The following is a 15,495-nucleotide window of genomic DNA, read 5'->3' as shown; positions in this document are numbered from 1 at the left end:
CCCTCCCTGCCGGGGGCTCCCCAGCCCCCGGGTCATGCACCCCTCCCCCGCCCGTGCGGCGGCGTCAGGTGTGCACCTTGCGGTCACCCGCGCCGTCGGCGGCGCTGCCGGACGTGCCGCGGGTGCGCTCCATGAGAAGCACCTGGAGGTTCTCCAGCTTCTCGGTCCGCACGACGCGGAAGCTCCGGTCGAGCGCGGTCCTGGTCGGTTTCGGCATCCCCGCGTAGGGGTCGCCGTCGTACGTGCTGCCCACCAGCCACAGCCGCTCGGTGCGGGCCAGGCAGGAGGCCGGCTTGGGGCACTCGGCGGCGCCGAACGAGCCGAGCTGCTGCGGGGTGCGGTACATCAGGACGTCCTTCGGGCGCCCCGCGTCGTCGCGCAGCTCGTAGTCGAGGGCGCGGCGCTCGGCCATCACCCCGTTGAAGACGATGCCGTCGCCCTTCTTCTGCCCCTTGGCGATGATCCGCGCCGCGCCCCGGAAGTCCGGCTCACCGGCCGGCAGCCGGCGGGCGTCACGGATCCCGGGCAGCGCCTGCCAGGCGAGCCCCGCGACGGCCGCGCACGCCAGCACCAGGGCGAGGCCCTTGCGCGCCACCGCCCCCGCACCGGCCCGCGCCCCGGCCACCGGGCCCGCGATCCGGCAGAGCGCGACGGCGGCGAGCAGCACCCACGCGGGCAGCGTGAACAACAGATAGCGGGGCAGGAACAGGTGCAGCTTCGACGCGGTGACGTACGTGGCCAGCGGCGGCAGCACGATCCACACGACGAGCGGCAGCGCCCTGCGGCCCGCGAAGAACAGCCCGAGCGCGGCGAGCGTCATGACGGGCACCGCGACGGGCCAGGCCCCGAAGAGGTTCTTCGGGAAGTCGACGAGGTCCTGGAAAACGGGGTTGTTCCAGGCGATCTGCCCACTCTGCCCCGAACCCTGGATCGCCATCGGGATGACGAAGCACATGCCGAGCGTGGCCGCGGCCGCGTACGCCCAGCCCACGATCCGGTCCCCCGCGCGGCGCGCGATGAGGATCATCACGAGGTGCGGGGCGAGCACGGCGAGCGAGGCGAGATGGCTCCAGCCGACGAGCGGGATGGACAGGGTGTAGCCGACCCAGACCTTGAAGGTGGGCCGGTCCAGGGCCCGTGCGAGGAGCAGCGTCGACAGCAGCACGGCGGCGACCGCGAACGCGTAGGGCCTGATCTCCTGCCCGTACCGCGTCACGCTCGGCAGCACCGCGAAGGCGAGCCCGGCGACGAGCCCGACCCGCGTCGTGAAGAGCCGCCGCCCCAGCAGCCCGAGCAGTCCCGCCGAGAGCGCCATCGCGGCGGCACCCGGGATGCGCAGCGCGGTCGGTGAGTCGCCCGCGACCGCCACCCAGGCGTGCATGCACAGGTAGTACGGGGTGAAGACGACGTCGATGGTGCGGATCAGGACGCTCAGGTCGTGGACCGACAGGGTGGCCGCCCACCAGGTGGCGTGTTCGTCGCGCCACAGCTGCCGCTCGCCGATGCCGCGCAGGATCGGTACGAGCGCGACGAGCGTGGGCAGCACCAGGACGAGGGCCGCGGCGAGCGGCCCGTCGGCGCCGTCGCGGGCCCGGCGACGGTCGGCCCGCCCCCGCGCCTCGGGCTCCGACTCCTCGCCCAGAACGGGCTGTTGCACGCCGACGCTCATTGCTTCACCCAGATCCGGTAGGCCTTGTCGCCGCCCGCCGTGCTGAAGGGGATCACCGCCGCGAGCCGGTAGTGGCTGTTGCCGCGCAGCCCCTTGCGCACCGCCGCGTAGGTGTCGGGGGTGACGAGCCCGTGCAGCACGATCACATCGAACTCCCCGTCACGTACGGCGTGTTCGAAGGCGTCGGGCCCGGAGTACTGCTTTCCGTCCTTGGCCCGGTAGTCGTAGAAGTACGTGTTCTGCCACTGCCCCCAGTCGGTCCGCTCCCGCAGGTAGTAGCCCGGGACCTCCTGCTCCTCCGCGAGGTAGTGGCCCGTGCGGTCGACGAGCGGGCGCAGGGTGGCGATCATCCGCGTCGAGTCGGGCCAGCTGTAGGTCTGCTGGGCCTGCACCATGCCGAACACCAGCGTCAGGACGTAGAGCATGATGCCGAGCTGCGGATGCCGGAAGTGCGGTCCGACCAGGCGGGACAGGCCGAGCCCGGCGAGCGGCGCCGCGAACAGCAGGCCGAAGCCGATGTGCTTGTAGAGGGAGATCTGGGTCTGCAGATGGACCTGGTAGGCGGGTGCGAGCAGCGCGGTACCGGTGAGCACGATGCCGAGTCCGGTGCGCCGCCACCGGCCCGAGGTCGCGCCCGCGATCCACGGCATCTCCCCCATCCGACCGCGCAGCGCGTACGCGACGGTCCCGGCGAGCGCCGCGAGGAAGACCAGGCCGCCCCACTCCGCGCTGCGCCGGAGCAGCGTGAGCGCGGTGTCGGTGCCGTGGGCCCGGTCGGTGGTGGTGGCGCTGACGCCGCCCAGCGGACCGGAGAGCCTGTACCCGGCGGCGAGCAGCGCCCCGCAGCCGAGCGCGAGAACGACGCCGCGCACGAGGGCGCGCAGGCCGCGGTGGCGGTGCGCGGTGAGCACGGCGAGCAGCACGAGCGTGGGCAGATAGAGGCCGGAGGCGTACTTCACGCCGCAGGCGAGCGCGGCCGGGGGCGCGGCGAGCAGCACCGCCGCCGCGTTCATCCGGTCGGTGCGCACGACGAGCCACGCGGCCAGGGCCAGCAGGAACACCGCCATCGCGTCGTACGTGGCCAGGTTGCCCAGCACCGAGGTCGCCATGACGACGGAGAACAGGGCGGCCGCCCCGAGCGCGGCCCGCAGATTGAACAGGCGGCGGGTGAACGAGTAGAGCAGCCCGGTCGCGCCCAGCATGAACAGCAGGCTCATCAGCCGTACCCCGGTCAGCCCGAACCGGTCGTCGACCAGGGCCGCGAGCACCGGGTACAGCTTGGGGTGCCCGGAGAAGTAGCTCGCGAAGTCCACCGGGAGCTTCGTGCCGTGCAGCAGATTGTCCAACTCGTAGTGGCCGGAGGCGATGTACAGCGCCTCGTCCTGGAACGCGGTGCGGTGCAGGCGCAGCGAGAGCCCGGCCTGGATCAGCAGGATGCACAGCAGCACCCCGCGGCCGAGTAACTTGCTGCGCCGGGTGTCCACGGACCAGGCGGACTCGGGCACGGCGGGCAGCGTGTAGGACGGCGCGGGCTCCGGCACGGGTTCGGGCGCGGGCGCGTACGGCTCGTAGTACGGGTCGTACGTCTCGTAGGTCTCCGCGTACGGGTCGTACGTCTCGTGGTACGGGGCCTGCGCCTGCTGCGGCACGTGGACGGCGGGCGCGGGCGGGACGGCGCGGCTGTCCACGTACGCGGGCGCCCCGGGGTAGGCGTACGCGTTCCGCGCCTCGTACCCGTAGACCTCGTGGTACTCGTGGCCGCCCTCGTCGTGGTGGGCGCGGCCCCACGACGTCTGGGACTGTCGCTCGCTCACGGCTTGACCACGTCGAATCCGAAGCGGTCGTCGGCCGCCCGCTCCTTGAAGGTCCGCTGTGCCAGGGGCCCACTGGTGATCCGCCAGTCGGACTCCTTGTCGAAGTTGAACCAGACGAACCCGAGGAAGTCGTCGCGGGCTGCGACCCCCTTGAACAGGTCACGGATGTCGGCGGGCTTGCGCTGCCCGGCCTCCGCGGCGGTCTCGCCGATGAGGAACGGCCGCTTGGTCAGGGCCCGCACCTGGCTCACCGTCGGCCCGTAGAGGGTCTGGAACGTGGCCGGGCCGGCCTTCCCGTAGTAGCCGATGACACCGACCCAGTCGACGTAGCTGTCGCCCGGCCAGTACGGGGCGAGCTTCACCTGCGGCATCGGGTTGACGACGTTCGGGCTCCACACCCAGATGACCTGGGTGGCGCCGACGTCGGCGAAGACGTCGTGGACGTGCCGCCACGCGGCGACGAACTGCTTGGCCGTGGCCTTCTTGGTGCCCCACGGGTACCAGTGGCCGTTCATCTCGTGCGCGAAGCTGAGGGCGACGGGCAGGTTCAGCTCCTTGACGGAGCCGGCGTAGTCCCGCAGGTACGCGTCTTCCTTGCCGGCCGCGATGTCCTTGAGCGACGCCTTGAACGGCTCCCAGGCGATGTACGCGAGCGCGCCGTAGTCCCAGGCGTTCTGCACGAGGCGGGTCTCGTAGCGGTCGCCCCAGGCCGAGTAGAACTCGACGAGGTTCGGCTTCTTGCCCGCGGCCTTCGCGAACGACTCGATGGCACCCATCCTGGCGGGCGCGCCGTCCGCGGCGACCCCCAGGTACTTCTTCTTCGGGTGCAGCAACGGCCTTACGTCGTAGGGCGGTTCGGGCTCGGCGTCGTCGGCGCTCGCGCTCGCCGAGGCGCCCGGTGTGCGGCCCTGGTTGCGGGCGTACTCGTCGCGCCCGGTGTCGGAGAAGGTGCTGCAGGCGCTCACGACGGCGAGTAACGCCACCGCGAGCAGCATCCTGATGGCGGTTCTCATAAGGCGGCGGCTCCCTGACGGCGCGGCTGCACGAGCACCCGGCCGACGACCATGGCGTAGAAGAGGCCGGCGGACAGCATCAGCGCGAAGTCCGGCGGATACAGGGTCAGGACGCGCCAGGCGGCGACGGCGATCCAGGCGACGGCGGTGCCGCCGGTCCAGCCGATCATGCCGACCCAGTAGCGGCGCATGCCGTTCTTCTTGGCGCCCTGCGAGCCGGTCGGCTTCCAGCCCATGGGCCGCCCGCGCAGCACGTCCCACACGGCGAAGACGTGCGACCAGCCGTACATCAGCCGCACCGACCAGGCTTCGAGGCGGTAGGGCGCCCGGTGCCACAGCGGCAGCACCAGGGTCACGTACGCGACGCTCGGCAGCACCCACATCGACGCCTCGGCGCGCAGCAGGTCGGGGCGGAGGATCAGCAGGGCCAGCGGGATCACCGGCAGGAGGAAGGTGGCCAGGGCGGTCTGGAGGTAGTACAGGAACCCGGAGACGTAGCAGAGCCGGGTCTTGAACCTCATCTCCATCTCCCAGAACCGCTTGCTGGTCAGCAGCTCCAGGGACCCCATGCACCAGCGGTACTGCTGGTTGTGGAAGGCACCGGCGGTGTCCGGGCACACCCCCGCCGACAGGGCGACGGGCACATAGCGCAGCTTCCAGCCCAGCGCCCGCAGGTCGAAGCCGGTGTACATGTCCTCGGAGTGCTCGATCAGCGTGATCCCGCCGATCTGGGCGAGGGCGGCGCGCCGGTACACGGCGCACGAGCCGACGCAGATCGAGCCGTCCTTGTCCTCACGGGACGTCTGTACGGAGCGGTAGAACTGCTCCTGCACGGCTCCGGCGCCGCGCTCGATCCAGTTCTGCCGGTCGACGGCGCGGAAGAACTGCGGTGACTGCACGATGCCGACGCGCGGGTCGTCGTCCATGTGCGGCAGCAGCTCGTCGAGCAGGTCGTGGCGGGGCGCGAAGTCGGCGTCGAGGATCAGGATGTGGTCGCCGTACGTCATCTGGAAGGCATGGTGCAGATTGCCGGCCTTCTTGAACCAGCCGCGGTTGGGCCGCACCACGTAGTGGAACCCGAAGTCCCCGGCCATGGCCGCGACTTCACCGTCGTCGGCGTCGTCGAGCACATACACGTGCACGAGGCCGCGATAGGTGTGCGCGAGCCGGCCCACATGCACCCAGGTGTTGTGCAGCACCTCCAGCGGCTCGCCGCACACGGGCAGGAACACGTCGACACTCGGGTGGTGTGCGGGCTGCCAACGGCGCACGAGCCGCTTGTGCCCCTTGATGTCGAAGTCCTTGCTCAGCCCGTCCAGATAGAGCGAGATGAGGTAGTCGGCGACGACGAACGCGAGCAGGGGCATGGTCAGCCAGAACCACGGGCTGGAAGCCGTGAACAGGAACTGGCTCATGGCGAGGCACCCGAAGCTGATCAGCGAACCGAGCGTCAGCATCCACAGGTGACGGTCAGCGTACGAGTACTTCTCGGCGTCGTCCGGAGGCTGCGGCAGCAACCCCTGGTTCCGCGCGACGGGCCCACGCCTGCGACGGTTCGAGGCGTGGGCGGTACCCACAGTGCTCATGCATAACCCCCCGGGCACGGCCGAGCCCGCACGCCCCCCACGTGGTTCGGCCACCCCATGTGAACCCTTGGCCAGACCGCGGCAGCGTAGCCCAGTTACCGGGGTTAATCCCGAACAAACGTGTTACCTGAGGGTTTCGTCTCTTCTCCCCCAACTCGCACAATCATGAAGGGAGTTCGGGCGTCCCCTCAGCAGCAACCAAGCCCGGGAAGGGTCCGCTTGTTGCGCGCCTCCACATTCCGCGCGGCCAGCAACTCGTCGGCCGGATAGCCGACTTCCTCCAGCGTCAGACCGTGCGGCCGCACCACGTGCACCGCGGAGTCCCGCACCCCGGCCGCGAGGACCTTGCCCGGCCAGTCGGCCGTCCGGTGTCCGTCCCCCACGAACAACAGCGCGCCGATCAGCGACCGCACCATGTTGTGGCAGAAGGCATCGGCCCGCACGGTCGCCGTGATGATCCCGTCGTCGCCGCGCACGAGGCTCAGCTGCTGCAATGTGCGGATGGTCGTGGCACCCTCACGCCGCTTGCAGTAGGCGGCGAAGTCGTGCTCGCCGAGCAGCGCCTCGGCCGCCGCGTTCATGGCGTCGACGTCCAACGGCCAGTCGTGCCACAGCACATGACCCCGCAACAGCGGATCGACGCCGCCCGGGTGATCGGTGACGCGGTACGCGTAGCGCCGCCAGATCGCCGAGAACCGGGCGTTGAACCCGCTCGGCGCCTCCTCGGCCCGCCACACCCGCACGTCCTTGGACAGCCGACCGGCGAGCCGCTTCAGCAGCTTCTCGCGGTGCTCGGCCCAGACGCTCTCCGGCAGATCCACATGCGCCACCTGCCCGCGCGCGTGCACCCCCGAGTCGGTGCGCCCGGCCACGGTCAGCTCGTACGTCGTCGAGGACCGCGTCACCGTCCGCAGCGCGTCCTCGATCTCCCCCTGCACGGTCCGCCGGCCGCCGGCCTGCTTGGCCCACCCGGAGAAGTCCTTGCCGTCGTACGACAGATCGAGCCGCACGCGCACGAAGCCGTCGGCCACCTCATCACTCACAACAACCGTTCCTCGCTGAACTGGACGTCAGTAGAAGTCAGTAGAAAGGGAAGAGCGGGCCCACCCCGGAGGGCGGACCCGCTCAACACTCGAGGCACAGGGCCTCAGGCGTCCTTGGACTCCTCAGCAGCGGCCTCGGCCGGCTTGGCGTCCTCGACGACCTCGGCGGCCGGAGCGGCAGCCTCGGCGTCCTTGGCGGCACGCTTGGTGGCGGCCTCGGCCTCACCAGTGGCCTGCTGCGCGACCGTCAGGGCCTCGACCAGCTCGATGACAGCCATGGGCGCGTTGTCGCCACGGCGGTTACCGATCTTGGTGATACGGGTGTAACCACCCGGACGGTTCTCGTAGCGCGGGGCGATCTCGGTGAAGAGCGTGTGGACGACGCTCTTGTCCGTGATGACCTGGAGCACCTGACGGCGGTTGTGAAGGTCGCCCTTCTTCGCCTTGGTGACCAGACGCTCCGCGTACGGGCGCAGACGACGGGCCTTGGCCTCGGTCGTCGTGATCTTGCCGTGCTCGAAAAGGCTCTTCGCGAGGTTCGCGAGGAGGAGCTTCTCGTGCGCGGCGCTGCCGCCCAGACGGGCACCCTTGGCGGGCTTCGGCATGATGTTTCTCCTAGATGTCTGCCCCGGCCGTATCAGGTACCGAGGTCAGTGTCCGAGCAGACAGGATTGTCTGTCGGAGACCCCGCGCCCCGTCAGGGGCGCGGGGAACTGCGCGACCAGCCAGAGCCGGTCGGCAGCCACAATCACACAGCCGGTCCCGAGCGCTTAGTACTGCTCGGTCTCGACGAACCCGGCGTCGGCGTCGTCGTCGGCGCCGAAGGCGTCGGCGGCGGCGGTCGGGTCGAACCCGGGAGGCGAGTCCTTGAGCGCAAGGCCCATGCCGGCGAGCTTGGCCTTGACCTCGTCGATCGACTTCGCACCGAAGTTGCGGATGTCGAGCAGGTCGGCCTCGGAGCGGGCGACGAGCTCACCCACGGAGTGGATGCCCTCGCGCTTGAGGCAGTTGTACGACCGAACGGTGAGCTCGAGCTCCTCGATCGGCAGCGCCAGATCGGCGGCCAGGGCGGCGTCCGTCGGGGACGGACCCATGTCGATGCCCTCGGCGTCGATGTTCAGCTCGCGGGCGAGACCGAACAGCTCGACCAGGGTCTTACCGGCCGACGCCATGGCGTCGCGCGGACGCATGGCCTGCTTCGTCTCGACGTCGACGATCAGCTTGTCGAAGTCGGTGCGCTGCTCGACACGCGTGGCCTCGACCTTGTACGTGACCTTGAGAACCGGCGAGTAGATCGAGTCGACCGGGATACGGCCGATCTCCTGGCCCACCTGCTTGTTCTGCACGGCGGAGACGTAGCCGCGACCGCGCTCGACGGTCAGCTCCATCTCCAGCTTGCCCTTGCCGTTGAGCGTGGCGAGGACGAGGTCGGGGTTGTGCACCTCGACACCGGCCGGGGGCGCGATGTCGGCGGCGGTGACCAGACCGGGACCCTGCTTGCGCAGGTACATGACGACCGGCTCATCGTGCTCGCTGGAAACGACCAGCTGCTTGATGTTGAGGATCATGTCGGTGACGTCTTCCTTGACGCCCGGCACGGTGGTGAACTCGTGCAGGACACCGTCGACGCGGATCGACGTGACCGCCGCACCCGGGATCGACGACAGAAGAGTCCGGCGGAGGGAGTTGCCGAGGGTGTAACCGAAGCCCGGCTCCAGCGGCTCGATCACGAACCGGGAGCGGAACTCGTCGACGACCTCTTCGGTCAACGAGGGACGCTGAGCAATCAGCATTCTGCGAATCCTTCAGTCATGGGCACCCACTATTTGATGCCCGACTAGTACTACAAGGGTACGGGCGGTACGGCTCCTGAGAGCCGCACCGCCCGAAAACCTCAGACCAAACGGCCCGTACTGAAAAAGATCAGACGCGGCGGCGCTTGGGCGGACGGCAGCCGTTGTGCGGCGTGGGCGTCACGTCCTGGATCGAGCCGACCTCAAGACCGGTCGCCTGGAGCGAACGGATGGCGGTCTCACGACCGGAACCCGGGCCCTTGACGAAGACGTCGACCTTGCGCATGCCGTGCTCCTGGGCGCGACGGGCAGCCGACTCGGCGGCCATCTGCGCGGCGAACGGCGTGGACTTGCGGGAGCCCTTGAAGCCGACGTGGCCCGCGGAGGCCCACGAGATCACGTTGCCGGTCGGGTCCGTGATGGACACGATCGTGTTGTTGAACGTGCTCTTGATGTGGGCGTGCCCGTGAGCGACGTTCTTCTTTTCCTTGCGGCGCACCTTCTTGGCAGCGCCCTGACGACCCTTGGGGGGCATGTCGTTCTCCTACAGGGAGGTGGTCGGTCCTACAGCGAAGACCGCTGGTGAGCGTCCGCTGAGGACTACTTCTTGCCCGGCTTCTTCTTACCGGCGATGGCGCGACGCGGGCCCTTGCGGGTACGGGCGTTCGTGCTGGTGCGCTGACCGCGGACCGGCAGACCACGACGGTGGCGCAGACCCTGGTAGCAGCCGATCTCGACCTTGCGGCGGATGTCGGCCTGGATCTCGCGACGGAGGTCACCCTCGGTCTGGAAGTTCTGGTCCACGTACTCGCGGATCTTGACGAGGTCTTCCTCGGTCAGGTCGCGAACGCGGATGTTGCGGTCGACACCGACGGTGTCCAGCGTCTGCTGGGCGCGGGTGCGGCCGATACCGAACACGTACGTGAGGGCAACCTCAACGCGCTTGTCGCGCGGGAGGTCAACACCTTCAAGGCGTGCCATTCAAGGCTCCTGTTGATACTCGGAGGTCTGTAACAGAACCGCTCCCAGCCGCCGTCCCCTGCATTGAAAGGGTTGGTACGGACTGGGTCCCCGGCCTCCGACCGGGGGTGTCGCCACGACGAGACGGACTCATCGCCGGCGGGCCCTGCGTATGTACTCAATGTGCTGCGTCGCGCGAAATCTACGAACGAACTGCAGTGAACGGGTCTGTGTCAGCCCTGGCGCTGCTTGTGGCGCGGGTTGTCGCAGATCACCATGACCCGGCCGTGACGGCGGATCACCCTGCACTTGTCGCAGATCTTCTTGACGCTCGGCTTGACCTTCATGTGGTGAGGTTCTCCGGGTCAGTTGCCGGCGGCCCGCGGAAGCGGGACTTGGGCAAGATCTACTTGTACCGGTAGACGATCCGGCCACGCGTCAGGTCGTACGGAGACAGCTCCACCACGACCCGGTCGTCAGGGAGGATACGGATGTAGTGCATACGCATCTTGCCGCTGATGTGTGCCAGGACCTGGTGGCCGTTCTGGAGCTCGACCTTGAACATGGCGTTCGGAAGAGACTCGACGACAGTGCCCTCGATCTCGATGGCACCTTGCTTCTTGGCCACGCTTCGCCCTTCGAATCGACTACCTTGATCGACTCTTGCTTGGCATGCGGACATGCCGATACACGAGAGCCGACGAGTCAGTCTACGTCAGTACCCCCGGAAAGACGAATCCAGGGATTCTCCCCTACCACAGAGATCATTAAGCAGCACATTCAGCCACCCCGCCGCAGCGGGCGGCCCCCGGCCCCGCGATCAGGCCAGCGGGTCGGGCGCGGCGGTGACGCCCATGGAGGCCAGCTTGGCCTTGCCACCGTCGGGGGACGTGAGCACGAGCGGCCCCTCCTCCGTCAGCGCGACGGAGTGCTCCCAGTGCGAGGACCAGGACCCGTCGGTCGACACCACGGTCCACTCGTCCTCCAGCACCGCGGTCTTCGGCGTCCCCAGCGCCACCATCGGCTCGATGGCGAGGCAGAACCCGGGCACCAGCTTCGGCCCCTTGCCCCGACGCCGCTCGACGTAGTTCAGCAGGTGCGGGTCCATGTGCATCTCGGTGCCGATGCCGTGGCCGCCGTAGTCCTCGACGATCCCGTACTTGCCGCCGCCCGGCTTCGGCTGGCGGCGGATGTACGTCTCGATGGCGCGGGAGACGTCCACGAGCCGGTTACCGGCCTTCATGGCGGCGATCCCGGCCCACATGGACTCCTCGGTCACCCGCGACAGCTCGATCAGCTCGGGCGCGTGCCCGGAGCCGACGAAGCAGGTGTACGCGGCGTCACCGTGCCAGCCGTCGATGATCGCGCCGCAGTCGATCGAGATGATGTCGCCGTCTTCCAGGACGACCTCGTCGCTGGGGATGCCGTGGACCACGACCTCGTTCTTCGAGGTGCAGATGGTGGCGGGGAAGCCGCCGTACCCCAGGAAGTTCGACTTCGCCCCGTGCTCGGCGATGACCTTGCGGGCCACCTCGTCCAGATCCTTGGTGGTGGCGCCGGGCACGGCCGCCTCACGGGTCGCGGCGTGGATCGCCGCGACGACAAGCCCCGCCTCCCGCATCTTGCGAATCTGGTCGGGGGTCTTGATCTGCACCATGGGGGCCTGCGCTCTCCGTCATCCGGTACGTGGTGTACGTACACCAACACTAAGGCCGCGATCCCCCTGACGGGGAACCGCGGCCTCGGCGACGTACAGCGGGAGCGATCAGCGCCCCAGGGCCTCCATGGCCCGCGCCGTCACTTCCTCGACCTTGCCCAGGGCGGAGATCGTCACGACGAGCCCCTGCTCCCGGTAGTAGTCGATGATCGGCTCGGTCTGCGTGTGGTAGACCTCGAGCCGCTTGCGGACGGTCTCTTCCTTGTCGTCGTCGCGCTGGTACAGCTCGCCGCCGCAGACGTCGCAGACGCCCTCGGTCGCGGGCTGCTTGTACACGACATGGAAGACGTGAGCCGATTCGTTACGGCAGATGCGGCGGCCGGCGATGCGCTTGACCACCTCGTCCTCGGGGACCTCCAGGTCCAGGACCGCGTCGAGCTTCACGTCGTCGGCCTTGAGGGCGACGTCGAGCGCCTCGGCCTGCGAGACGTTGCGCGGGAAGCCGTCGAGCAGGAAGCCGTTGACGGCGTCCGGCTGCTCCATGCGGTCCTTGGCCATCCCGATGGTGACCTCGTCCGGGACGAGCTGGCCCGCGTCCATGTAGGACTTGGCCTTCTTGCCCAGCTCCGTGCCCTGGCTGATGTTGGCACGGAAGAGGTCGCCCGTGGAGATGTGCGGGATCGACAGGTTCTTGGCGAGGAACGCGGCCTGCGTTCCCTTGCCAGCACCGGGCGGCCCGACGAGGACGATTCGCATCAGCGGAGGAACCCTTCGTAATTGCGCTGCTGGAGCTGGCTCTCGATCTGCTTCACCGTCTCCAGACCAACACCCACGATGATCAGGATGCTGGTGCCGCCGAACGGGAAGTTCTGGTTTGCCCCGAAACCAACCAACGCCATCGTCGGTACGAGAGCGATCAGACCCAAGTACAGCGAACCCGGCCAGGTGATCCGGTTGAGCACGTACGAAAGGTACTCAGCGGTCGGTCGGCCAGCCCGGATGCCCGGGATGAAGCCACCATACTTCTTCATGTTGTCCGCGACTTCCTCGGGGTTGAACGAGATCGCCACGTAGAAGAAGGCGAAGAACACGATCAAAAGGAAGTACGTGACGATGTAAATCGGGTGATTTCCCTTGGTCAGGTGGTCGTCGATCCACAGCTTCCACGACGAGTCGCCACCCGCGAACTGGGCGACGAGTGCCGGGATGTAGAGCAGCGACGAGGCGAAGATGACAGGGATCACACCCGCCTGGTTCACCTTGAGCGGGATGTACGTAGACGTACCGCCGTAGGAACGGCGGCCGATCATGCGCTTCGCGTACTGCACCGGGATACGGCGCTGGGCCTGCTCGACGAAGACCACCAGGCCGACCATGACCAGGCCGACGAGGATGACGGTGCCGAACTCGATCCAGCCGTCGGCCAGCGAACCCTGCTTCTTGATGGACCACAGGGCGGACGGGAAGGTGGCGGCGATCGAGATGAACATCAGGATCGACATGCCGTTGCCGATGCCGCGGTCGGTGATGAGCTCACCGAGCCACATCATCACGCAGGTACCGGCGGTCATCGTGATCACCATCGTGATGGTGATGAAGATGGACTGGTCCGGAACGATCTGGCTGGCGGCCGAGCAGCCCTGGAAGAGGGCGCCGGTGCGGGCGGTGGCCACGAGGCCGGTGCCCTGAAGGATGGCGAGCGCCACGGTCAGGTAGCGGGTGTACTGGGTGATCTTCGCGGTACCGGCCTGACCCTCCTTCTTGAGGGCCTCCAGACGCGGGATCACCACGGTGAGCAGCTGCAGAATGATGCTCGCGGTGATGTACGGCATGATGCCGAGCGCGAAGACCGTGATCTGGAGCAGCGCGCCACCGCTGAACATGTTGACCAGACCGAACAGGCCGGTACTGGAACTGGCCTGGTCCATGCACGTCTGGACGCTCGTGTAATCCACCCCGGGGATCGGGATGTGGGCCCCGAGCCGGTAGATCACGACGATGCCCAGCGTGAAGAGCAGCTTCTTGCGCAGGTCGGGCGTCTTGAACGCCCGGGCGAACGCGGTGAGCACGGTGCCTCCTGCGACCCCCGCGCGCGTGCGTCAGAGGTGACGGTCTTGAGGATTCGACGAATACGTAACGGTCAAGACCCGGGATTGGTGCCGGGGGCACGCAGATCCCGGAAATTAACAGCGGAGGCCACCTTACCGGCGTACCTGCCCCCCTAGGAACGACCAACCGGGGATACCCCATTTGTGGGGTATCCCCGGTCGGGATCGTTCACGTCACTGCGCTCAGACGAGCTCGGTGACCGTACCGCCGGCGGCGGTGATCTTCTCCTTGGCGGAGCCGGAGACGGCGTCGACCGTCACCTGCAGCGCCACGGTGATCTCGCCCTGGCCCAGGACCTTGACGAGGCTGTTCTTGCGGACAGCGCCCTTCTCCACCAGACCCTCGACGGTGACTTCGCCACCCTCGGGGTACAGCGAGGCGAGCTTGTCCAGGTTCACGACCTGGAACTCGACCTTGAAGGGGTTCTTGAAGCCCTTGAGCTTCGGAAGACGCATGTGGAGGGGCATCTGGCCACCCTCGAAGCGCTCCGGAACCTGGTAGCGGGCCTTGGTGCCCTTGGTACCGCGACCTGCCGTCTTACCCTTCGACGCCTCACCACGACCGACACGGGTCTTGGCGGTCTTGGCGCCGGGGGCCGGACGGAGGTTGTGGATCTTGAGCGGGTTGTTCTCCGCCATGATCAGACCTCCTCAACCGTCACGAGGTGGCGGACGGTGTGCACCATGCCGCGGAACTCGGGGCGGTCCTCCTTGACGACCTGCGTGTTGATGCCCTTGAGACCAAGGGAACGCAGGGTGTCACGGTGGTTCTGCTTGCTGCCGATGTACGACTTGACCTGCGTGATCTTGAGCTGTGCCATTACGCACCAGCCCCGGCACGCGCACGCAGCAGAGCCGCGGGGGCAACGTCCTCGAGCGGCAGACCACGGCGAGCCGCGATCTCCTCGGGGCGCTGCAGGCCCTTCAGGGCCTCCACGGTCGCGTGCACGATGTTGATCGCGTTGTCGGAGCCGAGCGACTTCGACAGGATGTCGTGAACGCCGGCGCACTCGAGCACGGCGCGCACCGGACCACCGGCGATAACACCGGTACCCGGGGACGCGGGCTTGAGCAGCACGACGCCGGCAGCCTTCTCACCCTGGATCGGGTGCGGGATGGTGCCCTGGATACGGGGGACCTTGAAGAAGTGCTTCTTGGCCTCCTCAACACCCTTGGCGATGGCGGCCGGCACCTCCTTGGCCTTGCCGTAACCGACACCCACGGTGCCGTCACCGTCGCCCACCACGACCAGCGCGGTGAAGCTGAAGCGACGACCACCCTTCACAACCTTGGCGACGCGGTTGATCGCGACAACGCGCTCAACGTACGCGGTCTTCTCGGCGGCGGCGTTGCCACCGTCGCGACCCTTCCGGTCCCGCCGCTCGCCGCCACCGGCACCGCCACCGCGGCGCTGGGGTCCAGCCATTGGAATTACCTCTCTCTGTTTCCGCTAGCTACGGAACCGGCTCAGAACTTCAGGCCGGCTTCGCGGGCGGCGTCCGCCAGGGCGGCGATGCGCCCGGCGTACTGGTTACCACCACGGTCGAACACGACAGCCTCGACACCGGCAGCCTTGGCGCGCTCGGCGACCAGGGCGCCGACCGACTTGGCCTGCGCGGACTTGTCGCCCTCGCCACCGCGGATCGAGCTGTCCAGGGTCGACGCCGACGCGAGGGTGTGACCCTTAACGTCGTCGATGACCTGGGCCACGATGTTGCGGTTCGAGCGCGTCACGACCAGGCGCGGACGCTCAGCCGTACCCGAGATGTGCTTACGGATACGGATGTGACGCCGCTTGATGGCAGCACGCTTGTAAGCGTCGCCCTTAGCAATCTTCTGACCGTATGCCATG

Annotated in this window: 18 protein-coding genes; all 18 read right to left on the bottom strand. The window is 68.2% G+C overall.

All coding sequences use genetic code 11. From position 1 onward, the window contains the following. Positions 1 to 64: 64 nt before the first annotated feature. Complete coding sequence (locus J3486_RS27820) at positions 65 to 1,657, bottom strand: glycosyltransferase family 39 protein (RefSeq protein ID WP_307804961.1); 1,593 nt, start codon at positions 1,655 to 1,657, stop codon at positions 65 to 67. An 8-nt stretch (positions 1,658 to 1,665) separates the two neighbouring features. Beyond that, positions 1,666 to 3,483, bottom strand: a complete 1,818-nt coding sequence (locus tag J3486_RS27815; protein WP_307804960.1) for a glycosyltransferase family 39 protein — start codon at positions 3,481 to 3,483, stop codon at positions 1,666 to 1,668. After that, positions 3,480 to 4,496, bottom strand: coding sequence for a glycoside hydrolase family 26 protein (locus tag J3486_RS27810; RefSeq protein WP_207824983.1), 1,017 nt, complete (start codon positions 4,494 to 4,496; stop codon positions 3,480 to 3,482). The genes J3486_RS27815 and J3486_RS27810 overlap by 4 nt, the downstream gene beginning before the upstream one ends. Continuing rightward, positions 4,493 to 6,082, bottom strand: a complete 1,590-nt coding sequence (locus J3486_RS27805; RefSeq protein WP_207824981.1) for a glycosyltransferase family 2 protein — start codon at positions 6,080 to 6,082, stop codon at positions 4,493 to 4,495. Before J3486_RS27805 ends, J3486_RS27810 begins: the two co-directional genes overlap by 4 nt. A 188-nt stretch (positions 6,083 to 6,270) precedes the next feature. After that, entirely contained in the window at positions 6,271 to 7,125 is an 855-nt protein-coding gene (gene truA / locus J3486_RS27800; protein ID WP_207824979.1) for a tRNA pseudouridine(38-40) synthase TruA, read from the bottom strand. Positions 7,126 to 7,229: 104 nt separating this feature from the next. Further along, positions 7,230 to 7,730, bottom strand: coding sequence for a 50S ribosomal protein L17 (gene rplQ / locus J3486_RS27795; RefSeq protein ID WP_207824977.1), 501 nt, complete (start codon positions 7,728 to 7,730; stop codon positions 7,230 to 7,232). Between the two features lie 165 nt (positions 7,731 to 7,895). Beyond that, positions 7,896 to 8,918, bottom strand: coding sequence for a DNA-directed RNA polymerase subunit alpha (locus J3486_RS27790; RefSeq protein ID WP_161182732.1), 1,023 nt, complete (start codon positions 8,916 to 8,918; stop codon positions 7,896 to 7,898). A gap of 130 nt (positions 8,919 to 9,048) precedes the next feature. Further along, positions 9,049 to 9,453: a 30S ribosomal protein S11 gene (gene rpsK, locus J3486_RS27785; protein ID WP_003948617.1), complete on the bottom strand. Its 405-nt coding sequence runs from the start codon at positions 9,451 to 9,453 to the stop codon at positions 9,049 to 9,051. A gap of 65 nt (positions 9,454 to 9,518) precedes the next feature. Further along, positions 9,519 to 9,899, bottom strand: coding sequence for a 30S ribosomal protein S13 (gene rpsM / locus J3486_RS27780; protein WP_207824975.1), 381 nt, complete (start codon positions 9,897 to 9,899; stop codon positions 9,519 to 9,521). 212 nt (positions 9,900 to 10,111) lie between these two features. Next, complete coding sequence (rpmJ, locus tag J3486_RS27775; RefSeq protein ID WP_003974245.1) at positions 10,112 to 10,225, bottom strand: 50S ribosomal protein L36; 114 nt, start codon at positions 10,223 to 10,225, stop codon at positions 10,112 to 10,114. 59 nt (positions 10,226 to 10,284) lie between these two features. Beyond that, positions 10,285 to 10,506: a translation initiation factor IF-1 gene (gene infA, locus J3486_RS27770; protein ID WP_003948620.1), complete on the bottom strand. Its 222-nt coding sequence runs from the start codon at positions 10,504 to 10,506 to the stop codon at positions 10,285 to 10,287. Positions 10,507 to 10,698: 192 nt separating this feature from the next. Beyond that, complete coding sequence (map, locus tag J3486_RS27765; protein ID WP_207824972.1) at positions 10,699 to 11,535, bottom strand: type I methionyl aminopeptidase; 837 nt, start codon at positions 11,533 to 11,535, stop codon at positions 10,699 to 10,701. 108 nt (positions 11,536 to 11,643) lie between these two features. After that, entirely contained in the window at positions 11,644 to 12,291 is a 648-nt protein-coding gene (locus tag J3486_RS27760) for an adenylate kinase (protein WP_207824970.1), read from the bottom strand. After that, a complete protein-coding gene (secY, locus tag J3486_RS27755) occupies positions 12,291 to 13,604 on the bottom strand; it encodes a preprotein translocase subunit SecY (protein ID WP_207824968.1) in 1,314 nt (437 codons plus the stop codon). Before secY ends, J3486_RS27760 begins: the two co-directional genes overlap by 1 nt. Before the next feature lie 222 nt (positions 13,605 to 13,826). Then, the gene (gene rplO / locus J3486_RS27750) at positions 13,827 to 14,282 is read right to left on the bottom strand and encodes a 50S ribosomal protein L15 (RefSeq protein WP_111663854.1); all 456 of its coding nucleotides are present in this window, start codon (positions 14,280 to 14,282) and stop codon (positions 13,827 to 13,829) included. 2 nt (positions 14,283 to 14,284) lie between these two features. Further along, a complete protein-coding gene (rpmD, locus tag J3486_RS27745) occupies positions 14,285 to 14,464 on the bottom strand; it encodes a 50S ribosomal protein L30 (RefSeq protein WP_052580766.1) in 180 nt (59 codons plus the stop codon). After that, positions 14,464 to 15,069, bottom strand: coding sequence for a 30S ribosomal protein S5 (rpsE, locus tag J3486_RS27740; protein WP_207824967.1), 606 nt, complete (start codon positions 15,067 to 15,069; stop codon positions 14,464 to 14,466). The genes rpmD and rpsE overlap by 1 nt, the downstream gene beginning before the upstream one ends. A gap of 41 nt (positions 15,070 to 15,110) precedes the next feature. Further along, complete coding sequence (rplR, locus tag J3486_RS27735; RefSeq protein WP_207824965.1) at positions 15,111 to 15,494, bottom strand: 50S ribosomal protein L18; 384 nt, start codon at positions 15,492 to 15,494, stop codon at positions 15,111 to 15,113. Position 15,495 lies beyond the last annotated feature (1 nt).

The organism is Streptomyces sp. VRA16 Mangrove soil, from assembly GCF_017377775.1.
Classification (GTDB): domain Bacteria; phylum Actinomycetota; class Actinomycetes; order Streptomycetales; family Streptomycetaceae; genus Streptomyces.
This window is presented reverse-complemented; position numbering and strand designations above follow the sequence as displayed.

Excerpts from the sequence above, each read along its gene's own strand:
- J3486_RS27810 (WP_207824983.1), bottom strand. The coding sequence starts at position 4,496 with ATGAGAACCGCCATCAGGATGCTGCTCGCGGTGGCGTTACTCGCCGTC.
- J3486_RS27805 (WP_207824981.1), bottom strand. The coding sequence starts at position 6,082 with ATGAGCACTGTGGGTACCGCCCACGCCTCGAACCGTCGCAGGCGTGGG.
- J3486_RS27790 (WP_161182732.1), bottom strand. The coding sequence starts at position 8,918 with ATGCTGATTGCTCAGCGTCCCTCGTTGACCGAAGAGGTCGTCGACGAG.
- rpsE (WP_207824967.1), bottom strand. The coding sequence starts at position 15,069 with ATGGCTGGACCCCAGCGCCGCGGTGGCGGTGCCGGTGGCGGCGAGCGG.
- rplO (WP_111663854.1), bottom strand. The coding sequence starts at position 14,282 with ATGGCGGAGAACAACCCGCTCAAGATCCACAACCTCCGTCCGGCCCCC.
- rplQ (WP_207824977.1), bottom strand. The coding sequence starts at position 7,730 with ATGCCGAAGCCCGCCAAGGGTGCCCGTCTGGGCGGCAGCGCCGCGCAC.
- map (WP_207824972.1), bottom strand. The coding sequence starts at position 11,535 with ATGGTGCAGATCAAGACCCCCGACCAGATTCGCAAGATGCGGGAGGCG.
- rpsK (WP_003948617.1), bottom strand. The coding sequence starts at position 9,453 with ATGCCCCCCAAGGGTCGTCAGGGCGCTGCCAAGAAGGTGCGCCGCAAG.
- rpmD (WP_052580766.1), bottom strand. The coding sequence starts at position 14,464 with ATGGCACAGCTCAAGATCACGCAGGTCAAGTCGTACATCGGCAGCAAG.
- rpmJ (WP_003974245.1), bottom strand. The coding sequence starts at position 10,225 with ATGAAGGTCAAGCCGAGCGTCAAGAAGATCTGCGACAAGTGCAGGGTG.
- J3486_RS27760 (WP_207824970.1), bottom strand. The coding sequence starts at position 12,291 with ATGCGAATCGTCCTCGTCGGGCCGCCCGGTGCTGGCAAGGGAACGCAG.
- rpsM (WP_207824975.1), bottom strand. The coding sequence starts at position 9,899 with ATGGCACGCCTTGAAGGTGTTGACCTCCCGCGCGACAAGCGCGTTGAG.
- rplR (WP_207824965.1), bottom strand. The coding sequence starts at position 15,494 with ATGGCATACGGTCAGAAGATTGCTAAGGGCGACGCTTACAAGCGTGCT.